Origin of the sequence: Kitasatospora sp. NPDC005856 (assembly GCF_040629945.1) — a bacterium.
Classification (GTDB): Bacteria; Actinomycetota; Actinomycetes; order Streptomycetales; family Streptomycetaceae; genus Kitasatospora.
On the sequence record NZ_JBEXWT010000121.1, the window covers coordinates 10292 to 22665 of the forward strand.

A 12374-nucleotide genomic window follows, 5' to 3' on the forward strand; every position below is an offset into this window, starting at 1 on the left:
CGACGACGGCGGCCTGGCGGAGCAGCATTCCGGCGAGCCGTCTGGCCTCGTCCGCCGCCTGCCGGTTTCCGGGCGTGACCGGCTCAGTCGGCCGCCACCCGGAAGCCGATGTTGCCGGCCGAACTGTCGGGGGTGTTGGAGCTGCGCGCCGCCACCCGGTAGCGGTTGCAGTACGACGCGTGGCACATGTGGGAGCCGCCCCGCATCACCCGCGCCGTGCCGTCCGGCGGGCCGACGGGATCGCGGCGCGGGGCGTCGGGGCGCCGGTGGAACCCGGGGCTGAACCAGTCGGCGCACCACTCCCACACGTTGCCGACGGTGTTGTACAGCCCGTAGCCGTTGGGACGGAAGGCGGTCACCGGGGCCGTGCCCCGGTGACCGTCGGCGGCGGTGTTCAGCGTGGGGAAGACGCCCTGCCAGGTGTTGCACCGGTACCGCCCGTCCGGGGTGAGATCGTCTCCCCACGGGTAGCGGGCCTGCTCCAGGCCGCCGCGAGCGGCGTACTCCCACTCGGCCTCGGTGGGCAACCGGGTGCCGGACCAGGCGCAGTACGCCTGCGCGTCGTGCCACGAGACGTGGACGACGGGGTGGTTCTGCCGGGAGGTAACCGTGGAACCCGGCCCCTCGGGCGTCCGCCAGGTCGCACCCGCGACCGCCCGCCACCACGGGACGGCCTCCACCGCCGGTGAGGCGCCCACGAGTTCGGGCGCCAGGAAGCCCTCGAAGACGTACGAGAAGCCGAAGGTCTCGGCCTCGGTGCGGTGGCCGGTGTCCTTGACGAAGGTCGCGAAGGCCGCGTTGGTCACCGTGGTCGGTGCGATCCGGAACGGGCCCAACTCGACGGCGCGTACCGGTCCTTCGCCGTCGGCCGGGTAGCCCTCCTGGTCGTCCGCGCCCATCAGGAAACACCCGCCGGCCAGTTCGGTCAGCTGCCGCGCCACCCGCGCGGCCCGGTGGGCGGCGGGCGGCGGGGCTCCCGGCGCGGCGGGCCCGGGCTCCCCTCGGCCGGGGGTGCAGCAGGACGTGGGGGTGGTCGGCACGGATGCTCCTCGGGAAGGGTCGGGTGCCCGGGGGCGGCGGCCGTCCGCCGCCCCCGGGCCGTCGGGCCCACGGGTCGGGTCAGGCGATCCGGTCGGCGGCCAGCCGGTCGGCCAACTCCGGTATGCCGAGCACCTGTTCGTCTTGAGGGCTGGCCTGGTGGAGCAGGTTGGTCAGCTGGTACGGGTCGCCCGACAGGTCGTAGTACTCACGGAACTTCACCTCGCCCGTCCCGGACACCGCGCCGTTGGAGTCGGTGTGCAGCGCGTAGTACTCGGTGTACTGCTTGCCCTTGGCCACGTACGAGGACCAGGTGGGCGGACCGCCCGCCGCGGTGCCCTGCTTCCACCACTCCACCAGCAGGTGGTCCCTGCTGTACGCGGTGAGCAGCGAGTGGCCGTCCTGCGGGGTGTCGGGCGCGATCCCGACGGCGTCGAGGATCGTCGGGGCGACGTCGATGTTGGCGACGATCCGGTTGTCGACCGTGCCCGCGCCGAGCCCGCCGGCCGGCCACGACAGGTAGAACGGCACCTCGTGGGCCGGGGAGTAGGGCACGGACTTCTTGAGCCAGCCGTGGTCGGCCCACGTGTAGCCGTTGTCGCCGAGGTAGATGACGAGGGTGTTGTCGAGCTGGCCGAGCGCCACCAGCTTGTCGTGGATCGCCTGCACCGCGTCGTCGACGGAGAGCAGGGTGCGCAGCTGGCGGGTGCGCACCGCCTGGGCGTCGGCGAGCGTGGCGGTGGCGTTCTGGATGTAGGCGGGCTTGTCGCTGCGGTCGCCCTCGGGCACCGAGGGACGTCCGTTCCACGGCGGGACGGCGGTGTTCGCGTACTGGGGGGCCGGCACGTTGGGCTCGTGCGAGGCGAACGGGGTGACGTAGGCGAACCAGGGGCGGGTGTCGGTGGCGGCCCGGTCGAGGAACGCCAGGGTGCGGCTCCTGATGATGTCGGTGGTGTAGCCGGCGAGGGTCTGCACGGCCCCGTTGATGTTCCAGTCGGCGTCGGTGTAGGCCGGCCGGAGCAGCGCCCACTCGTCGAAGTGCGGCGGATTGTCGGACAGCGTCCAGGAGTTGAGGTACTTGCCGAACAGGCCGGTGCGGTAGCCGGCCTGCTTGAGGTAGCGCTGGACGGTGGTGTGCTGGTCCAGGCTGTACGAGGCCGCGTTGTTGCGCACGCCGTGGTTGTGGGCGTAGCGGCCGGAGAACACCGAGGACCGCGAGGGAGCGCAGAGCGGCGTGGTGACGTGGCCGTCGGTGAAGCGGACGCCGTTGCCGACGATCCAGTTCACGGTCTGCGGAGTGGCCCACTCGGTGTGCTTGGGCTGGTCGTCGGTGACGATCAGCAGGATGTTGGGCCGGGTCGCGCCGGCCGCGGCGGCCGGACTCGCGGCCGCCAGTTGGAGTGCCGTCGGGGCGGCGGCAGCGGCCGCGACGGCCGCGGCACCGGCGAGGAAACCGCGCCGACCGACCCCGGGCGAACCATTCGTTTCCGAATCACCTGTCTTGCTCACTGAATTTCCTCCATGCTCTTCGGCAATTCCGGTCGCGGCCGCGCAGGGAGATTCAGCCGGGCCGTGCCGAAATCGTTCACGGGGAAGCGGCTCACCGGTCCGCACGACGCCCGCACCCGTACCCCGGACGGCACTCACGGGAAGGGCGACTCACGGGGATCCGCTGTGAAGGAACCGGGGCACCTCACCGACCTGCACGAACAGTGCGGATGCGAGCCACCCCGAGGAAGTCCGACGCACTGCGGCCGGCCCCCGTCCACCCGTCCGGGAACCGCCGCCGGCTCACGCCGGAACGGCCGTACAGAGGGCGCTCGCGAGCCGTCCGAAATCGACGTGCCGGCGAGCAGCCAGGAAATCTCCAGCTGCCATGCGGGTGACTCTAGGAGCCCTCGGCGAACGCTGGCAATACCCGGGCGCTTTTGTTTCCGCGCCGTGTCGGATATCCGGCCGCAGGTTTCCGCGCGCCGACGGCCGGGTGACGGCACGGCTCGGACCGACGGTCCGTCACATCAGTCGCCACGTACGCCAACTCGCCTGCCCCGCAAGGAAGTCGGACGTGCCGACCGCCCGCCCCGGACGCTTCGCTACGGTGTCCCCCATGACGGACCCCCGGCCCCATCACTACCGCTTCGTCCACCGCGAGCTCGCCCGCCAGGTACTGGAGTTCGGACCGCGCGTGGCCACCCCGACCCCGGACGGCAACAGCCTGCTGCCCGTCGTCACCCAGATCTGGGACGACCTCGGCGCCGCCCTGCCGCCCGGGGACCGCCTGCCCCACCACGGCCTCGACTGCCGGCACCTGTCGGTCGACGGCCACCACATGCTGCTGGTCACCCTGCCCACCCCGGTCGGCGCCACCGAGGCCCACTTCGTCGCCGCCGTCCAGCCCCAGGGCGCCAGGGCCGTGCGCTACGTGACGCTGGAGCACGCCTTCAGCCCGCTCGACGGCAGCCCCGGCACCGCCCTCGGCGAGTGGACCACCGAGAGCCACCTCAACCACGGCCCGGGCCCGTCGCCCGTAGCCGAGCTGTTCGTCAGCGCCGTGGTGCAGCTCGTCACCCCGAAGAAGCGCGGCTTCTGGCGCCGCTGAGACCCGACCGAACGCGCACCCCTCCGGGCCGGGCCGCCGACGTCAAGAAGGCGTCGACGGCCCGTAAAAGTCCCGCAAACATCCGCCTCCGGCCCCGGCGACGACGATCACCGGCGCACTGGCCGGGGCTATGCTCGCCCGGTCCGACGAACCACGCATCGGGGGGCGAAAGTGTCCGACTTCAAGGTCAGTACCGAATTCCTCGCCAAGTTGGCACAGGACCTCAAGGGCTGCGGCGACGAACTCGACCAGGGACTCAAGGCGTTCGAGGCGGCCGGCCACACCGGCACCGGCTTCGACTTCCTGGACGAGGCCTGCGGGCACTTCAAGGACAAGTGGCAGTTCGGCCTGAAGAAGGTCCGCGAGTGCGTCAAGGCCCTGGACGAGGGCCTGGAACAGGTGCAGAAGAACTACGACGGCACCGAGCAGAGCATCGTCAAGGTCCTCGCCCCGGCGGGGCAGTCGTGACCGCCCCCACGCCGGCGGCGCCGGACTGGTCCGGCCTCGGCTTCGACCCCACCCCCGGCGACTCCGCCGCCGTCACCGCGCTCAGCACCAGCCTGCGCCGGGTGGGCCAGCACCTGAGCGGCGTGCACACCACGCTCTCCCAGATCTCCGCCAACGAGGGCCAGTGGACGGGAGAGGCCGCCAAGGCCTTCTCGAAGCAGTTCGGCAAACTGCCCGGCTACCTCCAGGACGCCGCCGACTCGATCACCGCCGCCTACACGGCGCTCGACGTCTGGTACAAGGCGCTGACCGAACACCAGCCCAAGGCAGCCGAGTTGGCCGCCTCGGCGGTCGCCGCCAAGAAGAGGAAGGACGAGGCGGACAAGGCCCACAGCGCCGCGGCCGCCGACCCCGACCTCCAGCTCGCCGGCCGGTACTTCCCCGACGACGCCGGCCTCGCCGCCGCCGAACAGCGCTACAACAAGGCCAAGGGCCACCTGGACGCGGCCGCCAACCTGCTCAGCAGCGCGAGCACCGAGCTCTCCGGCCTCCAGAAGCAGGCCCACGAACTCGCCGGGACCCACAAGTCCGACGCCCGGAAGACGGCCGAGGCCGTCCGCAAGGCCGCCGACAGCAAGGCCCCGCCGGAGCCGGGCTGGCTCAGCAAGGTCGGCGACTGGTTCAAGAACCACGGCGCGGACCTGCTGACCGTCGCAGCCGGCGTCTGCGGCGTCGCGGCGATCTTCTTCCCCGCCTTCGCGCTGCCCGCGCTCCTGTTGAGCGCCGCCGCCGCGGGCGCGCACGCGACCCAGTACGCGGTCAAGGGCCAACTGTGGCCGCCGCAGAAGAACATCGGCAACTGGCTGACCCTGGGCGGCGACGTCCTCGGCGCGATCCCCGGCGTGGGCGTCGCGGCCAAGGGCGTGACCGCCGTCCGGGAGGCCCGTGCCGCCGGTGCGGGCGTGCGCGGCGCGGTCTCCGCCGGATCCACCGAGGTCCGCACCGTCGCCCGGGGGATCGACCCGGCCAACCCTGTCTTCACCACCGCGATCGAGAAGCCGGCCATCAAGCTCGGAGTCTCCAAGGCCACCGCGATGAACGTCTCCGACGGCGTCCAGGCCGCCACCACCGTTGGACTCAACGCCCCCACCGCGTACGCGCTCACCCAGGACAACCCGAGCGACAACCTCGCCGGCGCGGTCAACTACACCACCGGCGGCAACAGCGTCGTCGGCTCGGTGGGCATGATGGCCGGAGGCGGCAAGGCCAACGTCATCGTCGGCAGCGTGTCCACCGTCGGCAACCTGCTCGGCATGGGCGGATGGGCGGCCGGCTATGGCCGTTGAGACCTCGGGGGCCACCACCCCGCCGCTCTGGCTCGACCTGCCCGCGGGCTTCACCACCGTCGACCTGGACGAGGACCCGGGCGACCGGATGGCCCGGGCCGCGGAGCGGCTGGACGCGCTCTTCCCCGACGCCGGGGCCGAACAGAAGCTCGCTGCCGTGATCGCCTCCGAGACCGCGCTCCAGGCCCAGCTGCGGGAAGGCGCCGTCCACGTCTCCGGCTGTCTGGTCCGGGCCTCGGACGGTGGTCCCATCCACGGCGTGCTCTCCGTCTTCCTCCGCCCGCAGGACCTCGGCGAGCCGGGCGGCTACCCGGCGCGGGTCGCCGCCGAACTGGCCGAGGCCTGGCCGGACGCCGACGTCGGCGTGGTGGAACTGCCGCTCGGCCGCGCCGCCCTGGCCGCCCGCGAGCTGACCGTCCCGGTGCCCGGCGCGGTCTGGGGCGTGCCGGAATCGGCCGTCAGCACGGTCCGCCAGCTCGAACTGCTGCTCCCGCACCCGTGGAGCCCGCACGTGGTCGCCGCCGTCTTCACCACCGAGGACGTCGACCACTGGGACGAGTGGCTGCCGCTGGTCGCCGCCGCGTACCGGGGCATCTCCTTCTACCCCCCGCTCGACGGGACGGGCGGCACCCTGTCGCCCGAGCGGCAGGACACCATCCGGAAGGCCTTCGGGTGACACTCGACCAGCCCGTCCAGGGCGCTCGGAGCGGGCCGCGCCGGCTCGGGGGCGCGGTGGGCATCATCGCGCTCTCCACCGCCGTGCTCGTCGCCGTCATCGCCCTGGACGTCTACGTCAACACGTTCCTCGCCACCCTGGTGGGGCTCGGCTACCCCCTGGTGATGCTGATCGCGTTCGCCCTTCGCCGCGACGCCGACACCAACCCCGTGTTCCAGAAGAGGATGTTCGCCTGGAGCACGGGCATCTGCGCCGTCGCCTTCGTCGCGTACCTCTCGGGTTCCGCCGCCTGGACCAACCTGATCCTGGGCGCGGGCCGCACCGTGGACGCCGTGGTCCTCAGCGAGAAGGTCACCGACTCGCTCCACGGCACCGGGCGGGCGTACACCCTCGCCTCCACGGAGCTGAACGACGAGGTCCCGGGCGGCCCGCTCGTGGAGCGCGACGCCCTGTTCCAGCGCGGTGACGTGGTCACCGTCCGGATGGACCCGGCCGGGCGGGTCGCCCCCAAGCTCCCCGGCGAGGTCGACTCCTCCGCCTACCTCCTGCTGTTCCTGGGCTGCAACGTCCTGATCGACGGCACCGTGCTCTGGTCCGTGCGCAGGCCCGGACCGGCGCCCGCCTGAGCCGGGCGGGCGCCGTGCGGCGCCCGCCCGTCGCCCGTGCGGAGGTCAGCCCAGCAGGGTGGGAAGTCCGGCGATCGAGCCGAGGACGTGGGTCGCGCCGTCGGCCCGCAACCGGGCCTCGTCGTGGGCACCGGTGAGGACGCCGGCGACGATCGAGGCGCCGGCCCGGGTGCCGGTCAGCATGTCGTAGCCGGTGTCACCGGCGACGGCGATCCGGCGGACCGAGTCGGTGCCGGTGCGCAGCAGCGCGGTGAGCACCATGTCGGGGTACGGGCGGCCGCGGCCGGCCTCGGCGGGGCAGAGGGTCAGGTCGGCGACGGACTGCCAGCCCAGGGCGTCCAGGATGCGGTCCTGGGTGGTCCGGGAGAAGCCGGTGGTGAGGACCACCTTGCGGCCCTGGCCGCGCAGTTCGGCGATGGCCTCGGCGGCGCCGGGCAGGGCGGCGCAGTGGCCGGCGCCGACCAGGTCGTCGTAGGCGGCCTCGAAGGCGGCGTTGGCCCGCTGGGCCTTCTCCTCCTCGCCGAACAGGTGCCGGAAGACGGAGATCTTGGACTCGCCCATGGTGGCCCGGACGTGGGCCAGCATCGGGTCGAACTCCGGGCTGCCGGCCTCGACGCCGAGCTTCGCCGCGGCCGCGGTGAACGCCTGCTCGACGAGGCCGTCGTCGGCGACGGTGGTCCCGGCCATGTCGAGCACGACCAGGCGGATGTCGGTGGTCACAACAACGTTCCTTACAGGTTGGCGAGTTCGGCGGTGGTCTCGGCGATGGCGGGCGAGCAGGTCATGCCACGGCCGCCGGGGCCGGTGACCAGCCAGACGGCGTCGCGCAGGCGCTCGCGGTGGACGACCCGGGTGGTGTCGACGCACTGCGCGTACACCCCGGCCCAGCGGCGGCGGATCCGCGGCATCGGGCGCCCGAGCAGTTCCTCGACGACGCCCACCAGGTGGTCGTACGGGTCCTCGACGACGTCGAAGCCGAACGGCTGGTCGTACTCGTGGGTGTCGCCGATGGTCAGACCGCCGTCGCGGCGCTGGACCATCAGCAGCTGCATCTTGTGCTCGGCGGCGACCGGCGGCTGCGGCTGGGTCTCGCGCAGCCGGTCCAGGGCGGTGCCGGCGAACGCCGGGTAGTAGCGGAAGCTGTCGCCGTCGGCGACGGAGGTGGTGAGGGTCTCGCCGAGCGGGTCGGTCTGCATCATCTGGAGGCGGACCCGGCGGACCGGCAGGGCGGGGGCGAGTTCGCGGACCAGGCCGCCGATCCAGGCGCCGGTGCAGAGGATCACCAGGTCGCCGGTGTGGACGTCGCCGTGGTCGTCGCGGACGGCGTTCTCGCCGATCACCTCGCGCACCTCGCGCCCGGGCAGGAAGGTGTACCGGCCGGTGGCCTCCAGGGCCGCGCGCAGCGCGCGCTGGGCGGTGCGGGGTTCGACGGCGGCGTCGCGCTCGCACCACAGGGCGCCGAGCAGCTTGCCGCGCAGGGCCGGGTTGACGGCGCGGGTCTCGTCCGGGCCGAGCAGCTCGTAGCCGCGGGCGGCGGCGTCCGGCAGGGTCAGGGCCTGCTCGGCGACGGCGAGTTCGGCCTCGGTGCGGATCGCGGTGAGCGACCCGTTCGCCCGGAAGCCGAGGTCCGGGACGCGGGCGCCGATGGACTCCCACAGTTCGCGGGCGCGCAGCGCGGTGTCCAGCTCCTCGCCCTGCGCCCGGCCGCTGACCCAGACCAGGCCGAAGTTGCGCACCGAGGCGCCGCGCGCCTCGGTCTCGCGCTCCAGGTGGACGACCTCGTGGCCGCGCTCGACGGCCTGCCAGGCGTGCATGCTGCCGAGCACGCCTGCTCCTACGACGATGACTCTCATGCGTCCAGGCTGGTGCGCCCGGGTGTCCGAGGGGCGTCGGGACGCCGTCCCGCAGATGAACCACCTGGGAAGTTGTACAGACAACCTGCCCAGGTCTTTCGGTGGCGACCGGACCGGCTGGGGCGTGTCGGGTCACTAGGACCGCACCACCCGCGCCCGCAGGTAGTTGCGCCGGCCGAAGTTCGGCTCGTCCACCGCCGTCAGCTCCTCCACCTGGAACCGGTACAGCGCCGCCGCTCCGCCGCCGGTCAGGAACTGCCGCCGGACGTCCTCGTCCTGCGCGAAGGCCGGGTAGCGCCCCTGGTAGGCGGCCAGCGCCGCCTCGGCCTGCCGCCCCCAGGCCTCGCTCGCGCTGCCGGTCAGCTGGAGGCCGCGCAGCTGCTCTCCGAAGACCGGCGGCGGCAGGAAGACGGTGGCGGCGGCCCGGGCCTCCTCGGCCAGGTGGTGGCTGTGCCGGGTGGAGCGCTCGCTGACGAAGGAGAGGACGAGGTCGTCGTCGTACGCGAAGAAGGCCAGATTGGCGTGCGGGCCGTGCTCGTGGCCGGCGGTGGCGAGGGTGAGCACCATGGCCTCGGCCAACAGCCCCTCGACGCCCTCGTGCAGCAGGTCCCCCGGCCAGTCCCCCTGCGTGATGTCGAGTCGGTACGGCATTCGGCACTCCCTCCACTGGCACGCCCTGCGCCCTCGCGCCCGAGCACGACTGAGCCGGGCGGGCGCCCCCGGAGGGGGCTCCACGCCCGGCTCACATGCTCCACCCGTCGTCCGAAACCGGACAAGGGGCGGGCGGACACCGGCCCGGTGCTACCGGGACCCGTACGGCGCGTACCCGCGGGCCGCCACCGACGGCACCCCCGGCCCGAGCAGCGGCCGCAGCGCGCCCGCCCGCATCCGGTCCACCAGCGGTCCGCAGCGACCGGCGACCGGCGCCAGCACCACCGCGACCAGCAGCCCGACCAGCGCGCCCACGGCCACGTCGTGCGGGTAGTGCACGCCGACCCAGACCCGGGAGGCGGCCATCAGCACCGCGAACAGGCCGGCCACCGCGCCGAGCCGCCGGTCGACGAACCAGAGCGAGGCCGCGGCGGCGAAGGCGATCACCGAGTGGTTGCTCGGGAACGACCAGTCCCCGGGGCCGGGGCAGGCCTCCAGGGTGACGCTGCCGGGGATCTGCGCGCACGGCCGGAGTTCCTCGACGCCGTCCTTGAACAGCGAGTTGACGCCGTACGCGACGACCACGATCAGCGGCGAGGCGAGCACCCTGGCCATCACGGCCGAGTCCGCGCCGCGCGCCCGCCACCACGCGTAGAGCATGAAGACCGCGAACAGCCCGAGGCCGAGCGCCGACCAGACCTTGATCAGCTCGTCCAGCCAGTGCGGGGCCGACTGCGCCCAGCCGTTGACCCGGCTGTACAGGCCGCCGTCGATCCCGCTGCCGTCGTACACGGCGAGCACCCGGGAGGACATCACGCGTCACCTCCGTGACGTCGCGCCTTACGGGCGCGGAACAGTTCGAGAACAAGGGGGAGCACGGAGACAACTACTACCAGACCGATGATCGGCAGCAGATATCGGTCGATACTGGGGACGGACGAGCCGAGCCCGTACCCGGCGAGGACCACGCCGACCGTCCAGACCACACCTCCGGCGACCTGCCAGAGGGTGAACGAGCGGGCGGGGACGTCGAGCACGCCGCAGAGCGGATTCAGCACCGTACGGACCACCGGGATGAACCGGGCCAGCACGATCGCCTTGCCGTGGCCGTACTTGCCCAGTAGCTCCTCGGCCCGGGCCACGCCCTCCAGCAGGCTCTTGCGCCTGGTCCGGGCGAGCAGCGTCCGACCGCCGCGCCGGCCGATGAGGTAGCCGACCTGGGCCCCGACGAGCGCCCCGACCAGGGCGGCGGGCAGCACCTGCCACAGGTGCAGCTGCGGGCCCTTGGTGGCGCCGGGCACGCAGAGCAGTCCTGCGGTGAACAGCAGCGAGTCGCCGGGCAGGAAGAAGCCCACCAGCAGGCCGGTCTCGGCGAACAGCACGACGGCGATGCCGAGCGCGCCGAACGCGGCGAGCAGTGAGGACGCGTCCAGCGGGTTCACCGCGAGGTGAACGGCCGGATCGGCGAGGAACTGGAGCAAGGCCGACGGACCTCCCGTACGTTGGGGGGCGGTTCGCATCGGAACCCGCCCCGACCGTCTACAGTTGCGTAGACGGTCTACATGACTGTAGACGAAACTTGGAGGAAGCGCCGCCATGCCCGACGTACCGTCCGCCCGCCGGCCCGCCGGGGAGCTGGAGGCCGAGGTGCTGGCCGCCCTCTGGTCGGCCCGGCAGCCGATGACGCCGCAGGACGTCCAGGCCGCGCTCGGCGGGGACCTCGCCCGCACCACCGTCGCGACGATCCTGGGCCGGCTGTTCGACAAGGGGACGGTCGTCCGCACCCGGGCCGGCCGGGCCTACGCCTACACCCCGACCGTCCAGGACAACGCGGGGCTCGCCGCGCGCCGGATGCACACCGAGCTCGGCCGGGAGGCCGACCGCTCCACCGTGCTGGCCCGCTTCGTCTCCGACCTCTCCGCCGAGGACGAGCAGCTGCTGCGCGAACTGCTCGGCGACGGCGCCCCGGAGACGGACCCGGCCGGGGTGGACGCGGCGGCGGAAGCGGCGGGGCCGAGCGCCCAGGGCCTGGGCCTCGCGGGGCCGAACGCCGAGGGCCTGGGCGTGGCGGGCCCGGGCACGCCCGGAGCGGCTGACACGCCCGGAGCAGCCGGCCGATGATGCTCGCCGTCTGGGTCCCGCTGCTGCTGCCCTTCCTGGCCGTTCCACTGGCCCGCCGCCTCGCCGAGGCGCTGTCACCGCGGGCCGCCGCCTGGATGCTGGCGGGCAGCACCACCGTGCTGGCCGGCGGCACCCTCTGCTCGCTCGGCCTGCTGGCCGCCGCCGGGCTGCTCCAGCTCCCGCCCGTCGCCGCCCTCGGCCACCTCTCGCTGCCCTGGCTCACCGCCGCCGCGCCCGACGCGCCGTTCGCGGCCGCGCTCGCCGCCCCGGCGCTGCTCGCGCTCGGCGCGCTGGCCGTGCGCACCGCCCGCCGGCGGCAGCGGGAGCTGCGCACCGCCCGGGCCGCGCTCCCGGCCCACCACGGCCACGCGGAGCCGCTCGACGGCCGGCTCGCCGATCACGCCGACCGCCACCGTACGGACCGGACCGGCGCCCACCGGCCGGACCGCGCCCCCTCCCTTGTCCAGCATTCGGACATGCGCCCCCCGCACGCCTCCGTGCGCCGGTCGCGCCCCTGGGCACGGCCGACCGCCCTCCGCCGGACGACCGCCCTCCGCCGGGCCACCGCACTGCTCCGGCCCACCGCACTGCTCAGGCCCACCGGCCACCCGCTCACCGTGCTGGACGACGAGTGCGCCGACGCCTTCGCCCTGCCCGGCCGCCTGCGCCGCCCCGGCCGACCGGGCGAGCCCGGCCGGATCGTGGTCACCGCCGGCATGCTGCGCGCCCTCGACGGCCCCGAGCGCTCCGCCCTGCTCGCCCACGAACGGGCCCATCTGACCGCCCGCCACCACCTCTTCCTCGCCCTCGCCGAGCACGCCGCCGACATCCACCCGGCACTGCGCCGACTGCGCGCGCCCCTCGGGTACCACCTGGAGCGCTGGGCCGACGAGGTCGCGGCCGCCCGGGTCGGCGACCGCGCCGTGACCGCCCGCGCGGTCGGCCGGGCGGCCTTGGCCGCGAGCCGTTCCCCCTGGCCGGCCCGCCCCCGGACGGTCGCCACCGCCCACTCCGGCC

At 73.8% G+C, this 12374-nt stretch carries 13 protein-coding genes and 1 pseudogene; 7 read left to right on the forward strand and 7 right to left on the reverse strand.

The annotated features are described in order from the left end of the window. Positions 1-83: 83 nt before the first annotated feature. Positions 84-941 carry a formylglycine-generating enzyme family protein gene (locus ABZ449_RS38120; protein WP_360355614.1) on the reverse strand — a complete coding sequence of 286 codons (858 nt, stop codon included), beginning with the start codon at positions 939-941 and terminating at the stop codon, positions 84-86. Positions 942-1119: 178 nt separating this feature from the next. Further along, positions 1120-2547: a sulfatase gene (locus ABZ449_RS38125; RefSeq protein ID WP_360355583.1), complete on the reverse strand. Its 1428-nt coding sequence runs from the start codon at positions 2545-2547 to the stop codon at positions 1120-1122. A 598-nt stretch (positions 2548-3145) separates the two neighbouring features. On the opposite strand from ABZ449_RS38125, the gene ABZ449_RS38130 reads away from it, so the two are divergent. The 5 genes from ABZ449_RS38130 to ABZ449_RS38150 all read left to right on the forward strand — a co-directional run bounded on the left by ABZ449_RS38130 (position 3146) and on the right by ABZ449_RS38150 (position 6732). Then, positions 3146-3637 (forward strand): hypothetical protein, encoded by a 492-nt coding sequence (locus ABZ449_RS38130; protein WP_360355585.1) that lies wholly within the window; start codon positions 3146-3148, stop codon positions 3635-3637. A gap of 171 nt (positions 3638-3808) precedes the next feature. Next, positions 3809-4105, forward strand: a complete 297-nt coding sequence (locus ABZ449_RS38135) for a hypothetical protein (protein WP_360355588.1) — start codon at positions 3809-3811, stop codon at positions 4103-4105. Then, complete coding sequence (locus tag ABZ449_RS38140) at positions 4102-5430, forward strand: putative T7SS-secreted protein (RefSeq protein WP_360355590.1); 1329 nt, start codon at positions 4102-4104, stop codon at positions 5428-5430. Before ABZ449_RS38135 ends, ABZ449_RS38140 begins: the two co-directional genes overlap by 4 nt. Next, on the forward strand, positions 5420-6106 hold the full coding sequence (locus ABZ449_RS38145) for a hypothetical protein (RefSeq protein ID WP_360355592.1): 687 nt from the start codon (positions 5420-5422) through the stop codon (positions 6104-6106). The genes ABZ449_RS38140 and ABZ449_RS38145 overlap by 11 nt, the downstream gene beginning before the upstream one ends. Then, positions 6103-6732: a hypothetical protein gene (locus tag ABZ449_RS38150; protein ID WP_360355595.1), complete on the forward strand. Its 630-nt coding sequence runs from the start codon at positions 6103-6105 to the stop codon at positions 6730-6732. The genes ABZ449_RS38145 and ABZ449_RS38150 overlap by 4 nt, the downstream gene beginning before the upstream one ends. A 45-nt stretch (positions 6733-6777) precedes the next feature. On the opposite strand, the gene ABZ449_RS38155 is transcribed toward ABZ449_RS38150, so the two are convergent. From ABZ449_RS38155 to ABZ449_RS38175, 5 genes are all read right to left on the reverse strand, one after another. After that, positions 6778-7452: a phosphonatase-like hydrolase gene (locus ABZ449_RS38155; protein ID WP_360355597.1), complete on the reverse strand. Its 675-nt coding sequence runs from the start codon at positions 7450-7452 to the stop codon at positions 6778-6780. A gap of 11 nt (positions 7453-7463) precedes the next feature. Beyond that, positions 7464-8585, reverse strand: coding sequence for a TIGR03364 family FAD-dependent oxidoreductase (locus tag ABZ449_RS38160; RefSeq protein WP_360355600.1), 1122 nt, complete (start codon positions 8583-8585; stop codon positions 7464-7466). A gap of 135 nt (positions 8586-8720) precedes the next feature. Further along, a complete protein-coding gene (locus ABZ449_RS38165) occupies positions 8721-9236 on the reverse strand; it encodes a pyridoxamine 5'-phosphate oxidase family protein (protein WP_360355603.1) in 516 nt (171 codons plus the stop codon). A gap of 150 nt (positions 9237-9386) precedes the next feature. After that, the gene (locus ABZ449_RS38170) at positions 9387-10049 is read right to left on the reverse strand and encodes a phosphatase PAP2 family protein (protein ID WP_360355606.1); all 663 of its coding nucleotides are present in this window, start codon (positions 10047-10049) and stop codon (positions 9387-9389) included. Further along, positions 10049-10717: a DedA family protein gene (locus ABZ449_RS38175; protein WP_360355609.1), complete on the reverse strand. Its 669-nt coding sequence runs from the start codon at positions 10715-10717 to the stop codon at positions 10049-10051. Before ABZ449_RS38175 ends, ABZ449_RS38170 begins: the two co-directional genes overlap by 1 nt. 115 nt (positions 10718-10832) lie before the next feature. Here ABZ449_RS38175 and ABZ449_RS38180 point away from each other — a divergent pair. Both ABZ449_RS38180 and ABZ449_RS38185 read left to right on the forward strand, forming a co-directional pair. After that, positions 10833-11189: pseudogene (locus ABZ449_RS38180) on the forward strand (BlaI/MecI/CopY family transcriptional regulator); the annotation flags it as partial. 164 nt (positions 11190-11353) lie between these two features. Further along, positions 11354-12374: M48 family metalloprotease (locus ABZ449_RS38185; RefSeq protein WP_360355612.1), on the forward strand; the 1021-nt coding region annotated here is incomplete at its 3' end.

Excerpts from the sequence above, each read along its gene's own strand:
- ABZ449_RS38130 (WP_360355585.1), top strand. The coding sequence starts at position 3,146 with ATGACGGACCCCCGGCCCCATCACTACCGCTTCGTCCACCGCGAGCTC.
- ABZ449_RS38145 (WP_360355592.1), top strand. The coding sequence starts at position 5,420 with ATGGCCGTTGAGACCTCGGGGGCCACCACCCCGCCGCTCTGGCTCGAC.
- ABZ449_RS38160 (WP_360355600.1), bottom strand. The coding sequence starts at position 8,585 with ATGAGAGTCATCGTCGTAGGAGCAGGCGTGCTCGGCAGCATGCACGCC.
- ABZ449_RS38165 (WP_360355603.1), bottom strand. The coding sequence starts at position 9,236 with ATGCCGTACCGACTCGACATCACGCAGGGGGACTGGCCGGGGGACCTG.
- ABZ449_RS38170 (WP_360355606.1), bottom strand. The coding sequence starts at position 10,049 with ATGTCCTCCCGGGTGCTCGCCGTGTACGACGGCAGCGGGATCGACGGC.